Origin of the sequence: Fundidesulfovibrio terrae, assembly GCF_022808915.1 — a bacterium.
GTDB classification, from domain to species: domain Bacteria; phylum Desulfobacterota; class Desulfovibrionia; order Desulfovibrionales; family Desulfovibrionaceae; genus Fundidesulfovibrio; species Fundidesulfovibrio terrae.
Genome location: NZ_JAKZFS010000002.1, coordinates 389,029 through 405,146 on the forward strand (window position 1 = coordinate 389,029; position 16,118 = coordinate 405,146).

At 66.6% G+C, this 16,118-nt stretch carries 14 protein-coding genes; all 14 read right to left on the reverse strand.

All coding sequences use genetic code 11. The features are described 5' to 3' along the window. Positions 1 to 184: 184 nt before the first annotated feature. Positions 185 to 955 (reverse strand): indole-3-glycerol-phosphate synthase, encoded by a 771-nt coding sequence (locus tag ML540_RS08925; protein ID WP_243360109.1) that lies wholly within the window; start codon positions 953 to 955, stop codon positions 185 to 187. Beyond that, positions 948 to 1,946 (reverse strand): anthranilate phosphoribosyltransferase, encoded by a 999-nt coding sequence (trpD, locus tag ML540_RS08930; protein WP_243360110.1) that lies wholly within the window; start codon positions 1,944 to 1,946, stop codon positions 948 to 950. Before trpD ends, ML540_RS08925 begins: the two co-directional genes overlap by 8 nt. A 70-nt stretch (positions 1,947 to 2,016) precedes the next feature. Beyond that, entirely contained in the window at positions 2,017 to 2,751 is a 735-nt protein-coding gene (locus ML540_RS08935; protein WP_243360111.1) for a hypothetical protein, read from the reverse strand. Between the two features lie 12 nt (positions 2,752 to 2,763). Further along, entirely contained in the window at positions 2,764 to 3,336 is a 573-nt protein-coding gene (locus tag ML540_RS08940) for an anthranilate synthase component II (RefSeq protein ID WP_243360112.1), read from the reverse strand. After that, positions 3,317 to 4,729 carry an anthranilate synthase component I family protein gene (locus ML540_RS08945; protein ID WP_243360113.1) on the reverse strand — a complete coding sequence of 471 codons (1,413 nt, stop codon included), beginning with the start codon at positions 4,727 to 4,729 and terminating at the stop codon, positions 3,317 to 3,319. The genes ML540_RS08940 and ML540_RS08945 overlap by 20 nt, the downstream gene beginning before the upstream one ends. A 142-nt stretch (positions 4,730 to 4,871) precedes the next feature. Beyond that, positions 4,872 to 5,672: a prephenate dehydrogenase/arogenate dehydrogenase family protein gene (locus ML540_RS08950; protein WP_243360114.1), complete on the reverse strand. Its 801-nt coding sequence runs from the start codon at positions 5,670 to 5,672 to the stop codon at positions 4,872 to 4,874. Positions 5,673 to 5,742: 70 nt separating this feature from the next. Further along, on the reverse strand, positions 5,743 to 7,062 hold the full coding sequence (gene aroA, locus ML540_RS08955) for a 3-phosphoshikimate 1-carboxyvinyltransferase (protein WP_243360115.1): 1,320 nt from the start codon (positions 7,060 to 7,062) through the stop codon (positions 5,743 to 5,745). Between the two features lie 2 nt (positions 7,063 to 7,064). Further along, entirely contained in the window at positions 7,065 to 8,201 is a 1,137-nt protein-coding gene (gene pheA / locus ML540_RS08960) for a prephenate dehydratase (RefSeq protein ID WP_243360116.1), read from the reverse strand. Between the two features lie 3 nt (positions 8,202 to 8,204). Next, entirely contained in the window at positions 8,205 to 9,176 is a 972-nt protein-coding gene (locus ML540_RS08965) for a 3-dehydroquinate synthase II family protein (RefSeq protein WP_243360117.1), read from the reverse strand. Between the two features lie 9 nt (positions 9,177 to 9,185). Further along, entirely contained in the window at positions 9,186 to 9,983 is a 798-nt protein-coding gene (locus ML540_RS08970) for a 2-amino-3,7-dideoxy-D-threo-hept-6-ulosonate synthase (protein WP_243360119.1), read from the reverse strand. Positions 9,984 to 10,330: 347 nt separating this feature from the next. Further along, positions 10,331 to 12,994, reverse strand: coding sequence for an ATP-binding protein (locus ML540_RS08975; protein WP_243360121.1), 2,664 nt, complete (start codon positions 12,992 to 12,994; stop codon positions 10,331 to 10,333). Between the two features lie 204 nt (positions 12,995 to 13,198). Then, a complete protein-coding gene (locus tag ML540_RS08980) occupies positions 13,199 to 14,392 on the reverse strand; it encodes an MFS transporter (protein WP_243360123.1) in 1,194 nt (397 codons plus the stop codon). Positions 14,393 to 14,407: 15 nt separating this feature from the next. Continuing rightward, positions 14,408 to 15,109 carry a CerR family C-terminal domain-containing protein gene (locus ML540_RS08985; protein ID WP_243360126.1) on the reverse strand — a complete coding sequence of 234 codons (702 nt, stop codon included), beginning with the start codon at positions 15,107 to 15,109 and terminating at the stop codon, positions 14,408 to 14,410. A gap of 208 nt (positions 15,110 to 15,317) precedes the next feature. Then, complete coding sequence (locus tag ML540_RS08990; RefSeq protein WP_243360128.1) at positions 15,318 to 16,085, reverse strand: M15 family metallopeptidase; 768 nt, start codon at positions 16,083 to 16,085, stop codon at positions 15,318 to 15,320. Between the last annotated feature and the right edge of the window lie 33 nt (positions 16,086 to 16,118).

The window sequence follows — 16,118 nt, forward strand, 5'->3', positions numbered from 1 at the left end:
GTTCCCCCGGCCGTCTCCCGCATGCCGCCGTCCGCCGCAGCGAACGCATCACGCATGCGCCGCAAACGGACCCGTGCACGGGATTCCAAAGGGCGCGAGCCCTTTGGCCGCCGGAGGCTTCCTCCTGTCCGCCTTGCGCTCGCGTCCTGCCGCCGGAGGCTTCTTCTTCGCCGTTCCCCTCGCATCACCCGTTTCTCCCCATCAGCTTCTTCAGGGCCGCGCCGGGGTCGCCGCCGCTCATGAGCGACGTGCCCACCAGCACGGCGTCGTATCCGGCCTGGATCATGCGCTCGCGATCGTCGGGCGTGGTGATCCCGCTGGCGGCGATCCAGATCTGGCCTTCCTGCTTGTGCCTGGCCAGCCGCTCGGCCACGGCCAGGTCGGTGGTCAGTTTGTCCAGGTCGCGGCTGTTGACCTGGATGATTTCCGGGTCCAGGGCCTGGGCCTTTTCCAGGTCGGCCTCGTCGAACACCTCCACCACGGCCTGGAGTTCGAAGGCCATGCCCAGCCCCAGCATCTCGCGCAGCTCCTCCTGCGTGCTCATGCGCGCGATGAGCAGGAACGCGGAAGCCGGGGTGGCGGCGGTCTCGATCACCTGCACGGGGTGCAGGATGAAGTCCTTGCGCAACATGGGCAACCCCGCCCCGGCCATGCGGCTGAGGTATTCGAGGCTCCCCTTGAAGTAGTGCTCCTCGGTGAGCACGGACAGGGCGGCGGCGCCGGCGTCCCTGTAGGCGGCGGCCACCTGCTCCGGGGTGAGCGTCATGTCGATCTCGCCGCGCGAGGGGGAGGCGCGCTTGTACTCGGCGATCACCGCGCCGGGGGCGTGCTCCCAGAGTGCGCGGATGAAGTCCGGACGCTCGCCCCCGAAGGGAGCGGGCATGAGGCCTTCATCCTCGAGGGCGATCAGGCGTTCGATGCCGGGGCCCTTGGCCTGGCGGAACTTCTCAAGCATTGATCTTTCCTTCCCAGAACTTGGCGGCGGCTCCGGCTCGCACGGCCTCGCGGGCCTTCTCCACACCCTGGTTGAGGGTGAGTCCGTCCTCCAGCAGGTGCAGGCAGGCGCCCAGGTTCAGGGCCAGCATGTCCTTCATGGCCTCGGGGCCGTCGCCGGACAGGAGCTCCAGGAGCACGGCCACGGCCTCGTCCTTGCTGGCCACGGCCACCTCGGAGAGCTTGTGGCGCGGGATGCCCACCGTCTGCGGGTCCAGGGTCTCGCGGCGGGTCCAGCCGTCGCGTATCCAAACCACCTCAGCCGGGCCGAAGGGCGAGAGCTCGTCGAAGCCGCCCGCGCCGTGCACCACGGCGGCGCGGCGCACGCCGGTGAGGGCCAGGGCCTCGGCGATGAGCGGCACGAATCCGGCGGTGGGCACGCCCAGAAGCTGGTGGGTGGGCCGGGCCGGGTTCAAGAGCGGCCCCATGAGGTTGAAGAGCGTCCTCGCGCCCAGCTCCTTGCGGATGGGCATGATGCGCTTGAAGGCCGGGTGGAAGTTGGGGGCGAAGAGGAAGACGAAATTGCGCTCTTTGAGCTGCGCGGCCACCTTTTCGGGCTCCACGGTGAGGCCGAGGCCTAGCGATTCCACGACGTCGGCCGAGCCGCACGTGGAGGACACGGAGCGGTTGCCGTGCTTGACCACCTTGTGCCCGAGCGCGGCCAGGTACAGGGCCACGGCGGTGGAGCAGTTGAAGGAGCAGGTGTTGTCGCCGCCGGTGCCGCAGGTGTCGATGCGGTCCTCGGTGAGGCCGGGCACCAGGCGGGCCTGCTCCAGGGCGGCCTTCACGCCGCAGGCGATCTCGAGGCCGGTCTCACCCTTGGTCTTGAGGCCCATGAGGAAGGCCCCCACGCAGGACGCGGGCATCTCGCCCGTGTACATGGCGCGAAACGACGCGAGCGCCTGCTCTTCGGTCAGGTTCTTGCCGATGGCCAGATGTTCCAGGACTTCCATGGAGACTGCTCCTTCTTTACCGGCGGGCGGGCCGCCGCATGGTCTTTTCAGGTGCGCGCGCCTCGGCCCGCTACCGTTTCATTCCCGGGAAATTGAACAGGGTGGACCGGATGAGCCGGTCGGACAATCCCTGCCTCGTAATGATGGACTGGGTCAGCTCGAACTGCCACGGCTCGGAGAGCGGCGAGACGTAGATCCTATCCACGATGTCCGCCGGTTCCACGGGAATGTGCAGCCCGAAGCTGTCCAGCAGGCGGGGGTTGTCGTCCCCGCCCTCGTTTATGAATATCAGCCTGAACTCGCGCTCGTGCTCGAAGGGTTTGCGCTTGAGCAGGGCGAAGTCGAAAATGTCCGAGATGACGCAATCGTCGCGCACCATGTCCTTGTAGAGGACCTTCCCGGCGGTGAGGTCGTGCCCGGCCAGCCGGCTGGTGATGCGGCCCAGGGTGCTGCGGATGGCGAGGGAGTGCCCCGCGCCGCCGAAGAGCTTCCACATGGCCTCGGACTCGTGCTCGTTGGTGTGCCAGGAGTTTAGGAACACCTTGGTGCGCGCGGAGTTGATGTAACTCTCGTGGGCGGCCAGGAATTCACGCTCGGCCTGGGGAGTGCCGTCGGCGGGGTCGCCCATGCACACCTCGGGCGGCACCAGGCACTCGAAGGGGTCGGTGAGCTTGTCCGCGCGGCGAAAATACAGGCGCTTCATGAGAAGAAAGTCCAGGAACTTCTCGAAGGTCAGGTACTTCCACAGAGTGGTTTCGCTCGCGGCCTCGTCGCCGGGGGAGATGTTGCGGATGGAAAGTGGCATGGCCGTCCCCGCCTAGGCGATCTTCTCCGGAAAGTTCTTTAAGAGCCGCATTCCGTCCGGCGTGAGCACGCTCTCGGGATGGAACTGCACGCCCACCCAGGGGCGGTCCTTCCACCTCAGGCCCATCACCTCGTTCTCGTCGGTCCAAGCCGTGATCTCAAGCTTTTCCGGGGCCTTATGGGCAAGAACCAAGAGCGAGTGATACCGGCACACTTCCATGGGGTTGGGCACGCCCTCGAAAAGCCCGCTCTCCCGGTGGGTCACCAGGCTGGTCTTTCCGTGCATGATCCTGTCCGCCACCACCACAGGCGCGCCCGCGAAGTGCCCCAGGATCTGGTGGCCCAGGCACACGCCCAAAACCGGCGTCTTCTTGGGCAGCTTGCCCAGGAACTCCAGGCACAGTCCGGCGTTTTCCGGCCTGCTCGGCCCAGGAGAGATGACGCATCTCTCGATCTTCCCGGACTCGGCCAGAGAAAGCACCTCGGGGTCGTCGTTGGTCAGGACCACCGGCTCGTGCCCCAGCTGCTGGAAGTACTGCACCAGGTTGAACGTGAACGAGTCGAAATTATCTATGAGCAAAAACATCGGTATCTCCCTGTTTGGCCAGAACCTCGGCAAGCACCCGGGCCTTGTTGTGCACTTCCTGCCATTCCTTGTCCGGGTCGGAGTCGAATACGATCCCGGCCCCGGTCTGCCAGTGCACCATGCCGTCCTTGAACCACATGGAGCGGATGAGGATGCCGGTGTCCAGGTCCACGCGGCCCTTGTCCAGGCCGAGCCAGCCGATGGCTCCGGCGTAGGGCCCGCGCGAGATGGTCTCGATCTCGGCGATGATCTCCATGGCCCGGACCTTGGGCGCGCCACTCACGGTGCCGGCCGGGAAAACCGAGCCGATCACGTCGAGGGCGTCCAAGCCCTCCTTGAGGTGGGCCGTGACGTAGGATGTCAGGTGCAGCACGTGGGAGAACTTCTCCACCTGCATGAATTTCTCCACGCGGACGCTGCCGGGGGTGGCGATGCGGCCCAGGTCGTTTCGGCCAAGGTCCACGAGCATCACGTGCTCGGCGCGCTCCTTGGGGTCGGCCAGCAGGTCCTGGGCGAAAGCTTCATCCTCGGCCTCGTCGCGCCCGCGCGGGCGGGTCCCGGCGATGGGCGCGGTGGTGAGCTGGCCGTTCACGCAGCGCACCAGAAACTCCGGCGAGGAGCCCACCAGCGTCACGCGCGGCAGCCTCACGAAGAACATGTAGGGCGAGGGGTTCACCTGGCGCAGGCGGCGGTACACGGCGAAGGGGTCGCCCGAGAATGGCGCATGGAAGCGGTTGGAGAGCACCACCTGGATGCACTCGCCCTGGTGGATCATCTCCTTGGCCTTGCGCACCCCGGCCAGGAAGGCCTGCTCGCCCGGATGGTGCAGCACTCCGCCCATCTCGGCCTTGTCCATGGTGCGCAGCACGGCCGAGGCGTCCAGCTTGGGCCGCATGCCGCCGCCGAGCGACAAGAGGCAGCAGCGGTGGCGCAGGTGGTCGAAGAGCACCACATGGCCGGGCAGCACCAGGGTGCAGTCCATGTCCTTGGGCGGGATGACCTTGGCCACCTTGGGCGAAAAGAGCGCGGCCGAGCCGTAGCCGAAATAGCCGTACAGGCCGCGCGTGATGCCGGGCAGGTCCTCGAAGCCCTCGGGCGGGGTGAGGGTGATGGCGGCCATCAGCTCGCGCACGCCTGTAAGGAAAGGCTGGCCGCTCAGTTCCTCGAGGGGCTTCAGGCGCTCGTCGCGGGTGGTCAGGGAGAGCTTGCCGTCCTGGCAGTTGGCCGTCAGGCGGAAGTCCCAGGCCAGGATCGAGTAGCGTCCGAGGCGTCCGTCCACCTCGGCGGACTCGAAGAGTATGCCCGGCCTGTCGCCCACAAGCCCCAGATAGAGGCTGATGGGCGTCTGCACGTCGGCGGGCAGCCACTTGGCTTCCTGCATGAGCTCGATCATGGCGCGTCCTTTCGTTCATTGCGGGACGCCGGGGAGGATGAGGCATCCGGCGGTCTCGCGGTTTTTCGCGTTTCTTGGGCGGGACGGCCGGGAGGAGGATGCCTCCGGCGGCCAAAGGGACCAGTCCCTTTGGAATCCCGTCTTAGTTAACCTTGCCGCCCGGGCGGGGCGTTTCGTCCTTCCACCAGCTCTTGGCCCGCTCCACCAGCACTTCCAGGTCGCCGCCCGCGGCCACGTTCAGGTAGTTGCGGTAGGAGCGCACGGCCTCCAGGCTGAACGGGTTGGCCTCGTAGATGAGGCGGAACAGGTCCGCGTCCTCGAGGATCAGCTTCTTGGCCGCGTCCAGCCTGCGGCGAAACGACGGAGTGAGAAACCGGTCGAACTCGTCGTGGCTGGCCTGGGCCGCCAGGTACGCCACCGTGGACACGAAATTGAGCCCCTGCACGTAGGCCATGGCCCGGTCGTGCTCCTCGGCCGTGGTGCGGAACGGTGCGAAGCCGAGCTTGGCCATCAGCTCCTCCACCTGGCGCGCCGCTTCCTCGCTTCGGCCGGGGCACACAGCCACCCGAAGCTCCTCGCCCTCGGCGGGCCTGGGGCCGAACAGCGGGTGCGTGCCAACCACAGGACCGGGATGCAGAAGCATCATTTCTTCCAGCGGACGCACCTTCACCGAACAGATGTCCGCCACGACAGAGCCTTTCGGGATCAGCGGCCCAAGCTGCGCCAGCACCGAGGCCATGGCCTGGGCGGGCACGCAGAGCAGCACCATATCCGTGCGTGGCAGGGCGCGACTTGCCGCCTCGCGCGAAGCCTCGCTCTCCAGCGGCGCGTCCAGCTCGAAGCAGGCCAGGCCCTCCCGGCGGCAGCGGGACACGAAAAGCCGTCCCATCTTGCCGCCGGCCCCGACCACCGTCAGCGTGCGAATGGCCTGGGCCTTGCTCACCGTGCGCACCTCGATACCGGTCCGGAGGAGACGGCCGGGCCGCCGGGCATGCGTTGCGTTCGTGTCCGCATCACCGCGTGAGCCTCCACTGATCCCAGAATCCCGGGAAGCTCTTGGCCACGCAGGCCGGGCTGTCCAGGCGCACGTCGATGCCGGCGAGCTCCATGAGGGCCATGCTCATGGCCATGCGGTGGTCGCCGTAGGTGCAGAAGTTGACCGCCTCGTCCCTGCGGATGGGGCCGGGGGTGATGGTCAGCCCGTCCTCGAAGGTGACCACCTCGGCCCCGACCTTGCGCACCTCGTCGGCGCAGGCCTGGAGGCGGTCCGATTCCTTGATGCGCAGATGCGCCACGTTGCGGATGGTGGTCGCGCCCTTGGCCTGGGCGGCCACGGCGCATACCGTGGGCACCAGGTCCGGGCAGTGGCCCATGTCCACGTCGACGCCCGTGAGGCCGCCGTCGCCGGGTGACACCACCACGCCGTCCTGGTCCCAGGTCACCTTGCCCCCCATGGAGGCCAGGATGTCGAGGATGGCCTTGTCGCCCTGGAGCGAATCCCGGCGCAGTCCGCGAAGCCTCGCCGGACGCGGCCCCACGGCACCGGCGGCCAGGAAGTAGGACGCGTTGGACCAGTCGCCCTCCACCACGTAGGTGCGGGCCTTGTAGCGGGCCGGGCTCACCTCGAAGACGAGCTTGCCCGGAACCACCGACGAGACCTCGGTGAACTGCTTGCGCACCCAGTCCGAGCCTTCCAGGGCCAGCACGGCCACGTCGATGCCGAAGTCGGCCATGGCCATGAGCGTGAGCGACACGTACGGCCAGGAGACCACCTTGTCCCCCCCGATGCCCACCCGCATGGGCTTGTCCGCCAGCGGCGAGGCCAGCAGGATGCCCGACAGGTACTGGCTGGACTCGTCCAGCGAGATGGAGGCGTCGCCGCCCGAGAGGCCGGAAGTGGATACCACGAAGGGCGGGTAGCCGGGCTTGCCCTCCCACCGGAACTGCGGCCCGAGCGGTTCCAGGGCGCTGGTGAGCTGGCCGATGGGCCGGTCGTGCATGCGGCCCTCGCCGTGGATGCGGAACAGCCCTTCCCCGGCGGCCAGCACGGCCGTGAGCAGGCGGCAGGTGGTGCCGGATTCGCCCACGTTGCAGTCCGCCGGTTCGGAGGTGCCGCCCCTGGGGCGTCCGCCGATGCCGGTGATCTCCCAGCCCCGGTCGGTGCTCTTGAAGGAGGCCCCGCAGGCGGCCAGGCAGCGTCGGGTGCGGATCAGGTCGTCGGATTCCAGGGCGTCCACCACCAGGGACTCGCCGTCTGCCAGGGAGGCGCAGATGAAGGCCCGGTGCGACACGGACTTGGAGGCCGGAGCCTTGATGTCGATGAGGTCGCGCATGTCTATCCCCTTTCCACCACGGCCGAGCCCGACACGTCCAGGTGCGGCCCCGCCGGGTAGCTCCCGAGAATGCGCAGGGAGTGCAGTTCGTTGCGGAGCTCCACCAGCATGTTCTGGAACTCCTCGCGACCCAGGTCGCATTGCAGGTCGGCGAAGAACACGTACTTCCACTTCTCGCCGCGCAGCGGGCGCGACTCCAGCTTGGTCAGGTTGATCCCGGCCCCGGCCAGTTTGGAGAGCACCACCGAGAGCGCGCCCGGCTTGTCCGGCAGGGTGAACAGGATGGAGGTCTTGTCCCGGTTGCCGGACTTGGTCTCGGCTGGCCCGATGACCAGGAAGCGCGTCCAGTTGTCGGGCAGGTCCTCGATGCGGCTGGCCAGGACGTTTAAGCCCAGCATCTCGGAGAGCTTCACGTGTCCGATGGCCGCGGCCTTGGGGTTGTAGATCACCCGGCGCGCCGCAGCCGCTGTCGATTCAGCGGGCACGATGCGGGCCATGGGCAGATGCGCTTTGAGCCAGCCGCCGCACTGGGCCAGGGGCTGCGGGTGGGAGTATACCTCTTCGATGCGCGTCAGGTCCGTCCCCTTGGAGAGGAGCGCGTGGCTGATCTTGCAGTAGAGCTCGGCCTGGATGAACACCTCGTGCCTGAGAAAGAGGTCCAGGCTCTGGCCCACCGTGCCCTGCAGGGAGTTCTCCAGGGGAATGACCCCAAGCTCCACGTCGCGCAGGCTCACTGCCTCGAAGACCTCGTCGATGGTCTTGCGCGGCTCGAAATCCGCGCTCTTGCCCAGGTAGGAGACCGCAGCGAAGGAGGAGAAGGTTCCCTCGGGCCCCAGGTAGGCCACCTTCTGGCGGCGCTGGAGCCGCCTGGAGCTGGACATTATTTCCCGGTAGATGGCCCGCAGGTGCTCGTCGGGCATGGGGCCGGGGTTCAGGTGCGAGAGTTTCTCCAGCACTTCCTTCTCACGGAAGGGCTTGAACACGGGCTCGTCGCTGTCGGCCTTGCGCCTGCCCACCTCGATGGAGTAGCCCGCCCGCTTGTTGAGGAGGGCCAGAAGCTCCAGGTCCACCTGGTCGATAGCCTCACGGACGTCGTCGAGGGGCATGTCGCGCGCGGGATCGTCTTTTTCGAGAGCCATGGCCTAGCCTTCCTTGATCTCTTCGCTGATGCGCATGCCGAAGTGGCGCCCGGCCTGGTCCACCTTGCACAGCACCTCGTCGCCCACCTTGAGGCTCACCACGCTGACCGGCTCGCCGTCCGGGCGGGTCAGGCGGATGGTCTCGGCGTTCTGCAGGAACACCGCGCCTTCCGTGTCGCCCACCTTGGCCGTGACTAGCAGCATGGGCCGTATCTCCACCTTCACCCGGCCGATGGTGGCCAGCGAAGTGTCCCCCGAGGCGGACACCACCAGCACCTCGTCGCCCGAGGCCAGTTCTTCCAGGTAGTTGGTCTTGTCGCCGGGCATCACCGCGTAGGCGTGCACGGCTCCGGCGTTCACCCGGAAGGGCCGCGCGGCCACGTAGGGGTTGGACTCGGTCTCGGCGTGCACCAGGAAGGTGAAGGCGCTGGAGTTGCCCACCAGCATGCCTTGGGTCTTTTTGAGCATGCTCATGGTGTCCACGCACACCCTGTGCCCCAGCCCGGCGGACTTGATGGAGGTGACCACTCCCTTTTGCAGGGCCACCTTGCCCTGGGAGAGCTTCACCTCGGCCACGATCTTTTTCAGGTCCCCGGCCGCCTGGGGCAGTACCACGATGACGTCCACGCCGCGCTCCAGGATGCCTGCGGCCAGGCGGGCCTGGTCGAGGTCCGCCACTTCGACGCCAAGGCCGGTGGACTGGGCCAGGATGTTCTCCACCGGGATGATCTCCCAGCCCAGGCCCAGCACGGTCTTGACGCCCGCCTTGAGGGCTGCCGTGGCGGTCTCCTCGTCGGCCTTGGAGTTGAGTTCCACCCGGACCACGTCGCCCGGGGTGAGCACTTCCACCCGGCCCAGGGCGCGCACGGCCTCGGCGTGCTTCTCGTCGGTGATCACGGCGTCCACGCCGGACTCCAGGGCCAGGGTGACCAGCTTCTTGTCGAAGGGTATTGCGTTGAACCAAACCTGTTTCACTGTATCCACCTAGTCCTTGAGCAGTTCCATGGCCTGTTCCACTTCCCAGTTGAGATGCACCACGCCGTGCAGGGCCTGCACCAGGCGGGAGGGCTGGGCGAACTGGAAGATGTTGCGTCCGATGGACAGGCCGGAGCCGCCCGCCTGGACGGAGTCGTGGGCCATGGTGATGAGGTCGCGCACGTTGGAGAGCTTGGGGCCGCCCGCGATGACCACCGGGATGCAGCAGGCGTCGCAGACCTTGGCGAAGGTTTCGATGTCGCCGGTGTAGGGCACCTTGACCACGTCCGCTCCCAGTTCCAGGCCCACGCGGGCGCAGTGGGCCACCACGTCGGGGTCGTATTCGTTCTTCACCTTGGGGCCGCGCGCGTAGACCATGGCCAGCACCGGAACGCCCCATTCGTTGGCCGTGGAGGTGACGTGGCCGAAGTCTTCCAGCATGTGGCGCTCGGTTTCGTCGCCCAGGTTGATGTGAAGGGACACGCCGTCGGCGCCGAGCTTCAGGGCGTCTTCAACGGTGCCCACGAGGGTCTTGGCGTTGGGGAAGGGCGAGATGGTGGTGGAGGCGGAGAGATGGATGATCAGGCCCACGTCGCGGCCGCGCTTGCGGTGGGAGCAGCGCACCAGGCCTTTGTGCATGAGCACCGCGTTGGCCCCGCCCTCGGCCACCTGATTGATGGTCTCGCGCATGTCGATGAGGCCGTCGATGGGGCCCACCGTCACGCCGTGGTCCATGGGCACGATGATGGTGCGGTTGTTGTTGCGGTTGAAGATGCGTTCGAGTCTGACGGCTTTTCCGATGAGCATGTGAACTCTCCTGCGGTTTGCGCCGGGGCCGGATCCTGCGTTCTTCTGACCGGCGGACCTTTGGTAAACGAAGAGGGCCGCCGGCTTATCGCCAGCGGCCCTCGGTGTGGTTTCGGTCAACTTGTCAGGTTAACGTGCACCTCTCCCGATACCGCTGGCGCGGCTAAACCAAAAGTAAAACCAAAAGTAGAAGCCAGAGGTAAGGTTCGGGGTCTGCATGGGCAGAGTAGGTACGCGCCCTGCCGCTGAGCTGTCAAGGCTCAATTTGTGCAAAATCGGAAAAACGCCTCGTCCCCCCCGGCTTCCGCCGCCGACCCGTTTCGGGACGCCGGCTGCCGCGCCACGGCTCAGAGCATGCTTTCGCGGCGCGCTTTCCCCAGGGGAAAGCGCACCTCGATTTCCGCGCCCGGAGCGTTGTCCGTCCGCAGCGTTCCTCCCAACTGGCGCGCCAGCTCGCTTACCAGCTGGGCGCCGAGGGAGGGAGAATCCCGGATGTCGAATCCTTCCGGAAACCCCGGCCCGTCGTCGCTAATCGTGAGCTGCGCCTCGCTGCCGTTTTTGTGCAGGGAGATGTTCAGGTTTCCTCCCCGGCTGGCGTCGAAGGCGTGCTTGAAGGCGTTGGTGATCAGTTCGTTCACCAGCAGGCCGCAGGGCACGGCCTTGTCGATGCCGAGCAAGGTGGGGGCGGCGTTGATGTGCAGCCGCACTTTCCCGTTGCGCCCGGAGAACGACGCAGCCAGTTTTCCGGCTAGGTTTTCGATGTATTCCGCCATGTCGATGGAGGCGAAGTTGTCGGCGGCGCCGTAGAGCTGCTCGTGGATGAGCGCCATGGACCTGATGCGCCACTCCAGCCGCTCGGCCCGTTCGAGCTCGCCGGGATTGGAGATTCCAGCGCACTGCAGGCTTATGAGGCTCGTTATGATCTGGAGGTTGTTCTTGACCCGGTGGTGGATTTCCTTGAGCAGCACGTCCTTTTCCCGCAGGGAATCGTTGACGGCCTCCTGCGCGTCCTTGCGGGCCTGGATATCCTCGATCACGGAAATGAAATAGCCCGGCGCTCCCGAGGCGTCGCGCACCAGGGCCACGGTGAGGTTGGTCCAGACGGAACTCTTGTCCTTGCGGATGTAGCGTTTTTCCCGGGAGTAGGTCTTGATCTCTCCGGATATGACCTTGCCCACCATGTCCAGGTCGGAAGCCAGGTCGTCGGGGTGCGTGATGTCCTGGAAGGTCATCCCGAACATTTCTTCCCGAGAGTACCCCACGATGTCGCACAGCTTCTGGTTGACCAGTATCCAGCGCCCTTCGACGCTCACCTGGGCCATGCCCACGGCGGCCAGCTCGAAGGTGGCCTGGAACCGCTTCCGGGTCTCCGTCAGTTCGGCCGCATGCCTGCGCCGCTCCTTCATGCAGCCGTCCACCCGCGCCAGCAGCACTTCGCTGGAGAACGGTTTGGTGATGTAGTCCTGCACGCCTTCCTTGAGCAGGGACAGTCGCAGGGCTTCGTCGGCCTTGGCTGTGAGCATGATGATGGGCACGTCGACCATCTCGGGGCGGCGCCTGAGCTCGCGAACCATGCCTTCGCCGGTGAGGACGGGCATCATGACGTCGCTCACGATCAGGTCCGGACGGTAGCGCAGGGCCTTTTCCAGGCCGTCCCGGCCGTCGAAGGCGCTGATGACCCTCCAACTGGAGGCGAGCGTCCGGGTGATGAACCCGTTCATGTCCGGGTTGTCCTCGACCACGAGCACCAGCCCGTCGCGCCCCGCGCCGGGCTCGAGTGAGCCAAGGCCGTCCCGCGGGGCGGCGTCGGCTGCTTCGGCGCTCCCAGGCGCCTCTTGCGCGAGCTTGCTGTCGAGGTAGACCGGGCGTGCGTCCACCACCGCACCGGCCGGAGCGGCCAAGGGAAGCCTGACGGTGAACAGGGCTCCGCCGCCCTCGGCCGGGGCGACATCGGCCGAGCCGCCATGAAGCTCGGCGAATTCCTTGACGATGGCCAATCCGAGCCCCGTGCCGCCGCGTTTTCGGCCAGGACCGCCGTCCAGTTGCCTGAACCGCTCGAACACGCTTGCGCGCATGGCCTCGGGAACGCCGGGGCCGTTGTCGCGCACCCGGAAGACGGCGTGTCCGTCCTCCCTGGCCAGTGAGAGCTCCACCTTGCCGTCGGGAGGGATGAACTTGAAGGCGTTGGACAGCAGGTTGACCAGTATGCGCTGCACCTTCTCCGAGTCGACCTGGGCTGTGAGCGTCCGGGGAAGCTCCAGGGTGAAGGACACGCGAGTGTTCATGGTGTGCGATTCGAAAAGCGACGCCGTGAGCCGGGTCAGGGACGCCAGGTCCAGCTCGGCGTAGCGCATGGACATGCGCCCGGCCTCGAGCTTGGCCACGTCCAGGAGGTCGGTGACGTGGCGGTAGAGGAGGCGGGCGTTGCGCTGCATGACGTCCAGGTCGCGGGTCAATCGCGCGGGGAGGTCCGGGGCCTCGAGCATCTTCTCCAGGGGCCCCAGGATGAGGGTCAGGGGGGTGCGCAGTTCATGGCTTATGTTAGCGTACAACTGCGTCTTGAGTTCGTCGAGTTCCCTGGTGCGCTGGTAAAGCTGGGTGATCTTGTCGTTGGCCTCCTGCAGGCGGGTGTTGCCCCGCCTGGTGGCCTCCAGGGCGTCCGAAGCGCGTTTGTTGGCCAGGCGCAGCCGTTCGTGGGAGATGCTGAAGAGAACGCCGAGGCCCAGGAAGATGGCGATGGAGATGTAGCTTACGGGATCGGAGGGAACGAACGAATGCTCCGACGGGATGAAGAAATACAGCACCAGCAGGGCCGATACCGCCGTGGCCGCAAGGCCTCCCCGCAGTCCACCGACCCAGGAACTGAAGAAGACGGCGGGAAAGAACAGGAACCACACGTACGGCTTGATGGCTGCCCAGAACGTCCATTGCACCGCGAAGGCCGCGAAGGGAATCAGGACCGCGAAAAACAGTCGCAAGACGGAAGCCTGTGCTGCATCGATTCGTCCCACATCCACTCCTCATGGCGCGGCCCGGGGGCCGCGCCTGAAGGTCGCCGGGAACTTCTCTGGCGGCTCTTGTTCGACGAAACACCTGCCTTGTGTTCAAAGCCAAGGACGGCATCATTTCCTATCATCCCCCAGGCCCGGGCGCAACGGATATGCAAATTTTCCGGAGCGCCGGTCCAACCCGCATGGCGCGGAGAGACCGCGCGGTCAGGGCCGGCGGTCCATCCGCTTGCGGGCGAACACCTCGCACAGCGCCAGGGCCAGCACGCAGGACGCCGCCCCGAGCGCGAGAAAGCCGGTGTAGCCGAAATGGTGCACGGCCACGGCCCCCAGCATGGGGCCGAAGAATCCGCCCAGCTGCTGGGCCATGGTGGCCAGGTTGGAGTTGACTGCCTTGAACCTGGGCTCGGAGATGCTGAAGACCAGCGAGCTCATGGCCGGGGTGCCCACCCCCATGCCCAGGCCCATGACCAGGGCGGAGGCGTACACCGTGGGGAGGTCCCGGGCCAGGGCGGCCAGGACGCAGCTTGCGGCCGTGAGCGCGAAGCTTGCCCGTATCAGGCCGACCTTGCGCACCCGGTCGAACAGGTGGTTGCCCAGAAGCCGCACCACGATCATGCACAGCATCTGGATGGTGAAGAACATGCCCACGTGCTCGAAGCCGCGCGCCTGGAAGAATCCCTTGGCCATGAAGAACACCGACGAGAAGGTGGTGATGTAGAGGGTCATGATGCCAAGCAGCAGGGCAACGGGGGGCCTGGCGGCGTTGGCCCACATGTCGCGGAAGTTCATGGGCGCGGAGTGGACGGCCTCCGCCTGGTCCCTGCCCCTTTTCACGTGCATGAAGAGGATGAGCGCCAGGGCCGGGACCAGGAACAGGGACATGACCATGTAGCCGTGGGCCAGGGAGCCGCTCTCGCCCGCCAGGGCGTCGAACACGGCCGGGACCACCGAATAGGGCAGCAGGATGGCCACCGAATAGAGCCCGAAGGCCTGGCCGCTGCGTTCGGGCGGGATGATGCGCACCAGCTGGGTCATGACCGAGGCCGAGAGCAGGTAGAATCCCACCCCGTTGGCCAGGCGCAGGGCCAGGAGCTCCTGGGGGGAGCGGGCGTAGAGGTATCCCGCGCCGCAGGCCAGGAAGACGAGCGCTCCGGCGCAGGCGCAGGGCACGGCGCTCCTCACGGTCATGCGGGCGCTCCCGAGCAGGTAGGAGGCGATGGTCGCCAGGGCCGAACTGCCGATGAGAAATCCTCGCCACTGCTGCCCGATGCCGAGCTGGCCCAGGTAGACGTCCAGGCTGTAGAAGACGGTGGTGTTGCAGTAGGTGAAGAAGATGAGCAGGCACAGCGCGATGAAATCAAACGAGAACAGGCGCTGCTGCCGGGGGTGCGAGGTCATGTGCTGAACCGGTGGTTACAGTGTGTGCGGCGTGCCCGGGCGGGTGGACCCGGCCAGGCCGCCGAGGACGAAATCCGAGACGATGCGGCCGAGTTCCCGCGTGTCGCCGGGCGCGTATTCGAGGCGTCCGGACCACTTCAGGAAGGTAGCCCGGCTGCGGGAGTAGGCGCTGGCCAGCACGAAGATCCCGAAGGCCAGGGCCTTGTTGTCCAGGCTGCCGCGCGTCGCGCCTCCGGCCGCCTCCACCGCCCGGGCGAAGGCGTCCAGGGCGGGCTCGAGGGCCTGGCTGAAGATGCGCTCGAAGGCTCGAGTGGGGTCGATGAATTCCCGCTGCAGAAGAAGGCTCGTCCAGCGCGACCGGGGAGTGGTCAAGAGCGCCTCGATCAGGCGGGCCACCATGGCGCGCACGGCCGAGGCCGCCTCGTCCGGAGGGACGTCCCCGGTCAGGGACGCGGCCGGTTCCAGGGCCTGGCGGTACACTCCGGCGAGATGGGCGGTCACGTGATCCACCACGGCTGCGTAGAGCCCGGCCTTGCCCCCGAAATGGAAGCTGATGGCTGCGGCGTTGGCCTCGCCTTCCGCTGCCAGCTCCCGGATGGAGACGGCCTCGAACCCTTTCAGGGCGAAGAGCTTGAGCCCGGCCTCCACGAGGCGGCCCCGGGTGCGCTGGCCCCGCTCGAGGCGCCGGTCCTGTTGATCCGGCTGGGATAAAGGCATGGATGGTCACTCCTCTGCGTTGCGTTTCGTCGCAGGCAGAGGGATAGGCATGGGAATAAAATTAGTCAATCATTTGATTGAAAATACGGCGTCAAACCAGCAGTTCCCCTCGCGCGCGATCCTCCACCCCAAGCGGGATTCCAAAGGGGCTCGCCCCTTTGGCCGCCGGAGGCTTCCTCTCCGCCGCACCCGCGCAGGTCCTCCCCGGCTACTGCCGGGCGCTCGACACCGGGAAATCGAAATACGTGTCCGGGAAGGGTTCTTTCTTGAGGGTGAAGTGCCACCACTCCTGCTCGTAGGGAGAGAAACCGTGCTTTTCCATGATCTTGCGCAGGAGCATGCGGTTCTCCTGGGCCACCATGGGGATGGCCGTGGAGAGGGAGTGGGAGAGCTCGTCCATGCAGTCGAAGCCGGTGCCCATGTCCAGGGAGCCGTCCTTGAAGCGCCAGTCAAAGGAAGCGGTGCAGGGGACGAGCTCCTGTCCCGGGGTGAAGGCCTCGCCCTCTTTGTAGGGCAGGTTCACGATGGTCAGGTCCACGGTGGAGCCGCGCGAATGGCCGGATTTCTTGGCCACGTAGCCCAGGTCGAAGAAGTCCTTCTTGTCCACGTTGGGGTAGAATTCGGCCTTGGCCTGCTGGTCGTCGGGATTCTTGCTCCAGACCCAGAAGTCCTCCACGGCTCTTTTGGGGCGGTAGCAGTCGTAGACCTTGAGCCCGAGCCCGGAGGCGCTGAGCTCGTCCTGCACGGCCTTGAGGGCCTTGGCGGTGTCGATGGTAAGGATGCATTCCGGGGCGTCGTACCCCTTCACGGGACGGCCCAGGAAATTGTGCCAACCGTGGTAGCGCATGTCCTGGACGATCTCCGGGGCCACCTCGCGCAGGGAGACGAATCCCCGGGGCAGGACTCCGAATTCCCTGGCCGCGAGGGCCGGGGTCAGAACGAGCAGGATCAGGGCGATGAGCATCTTCAGGCGCATGGTGCCTCCCGGAAGAATGCGGCGGTTTCGGCC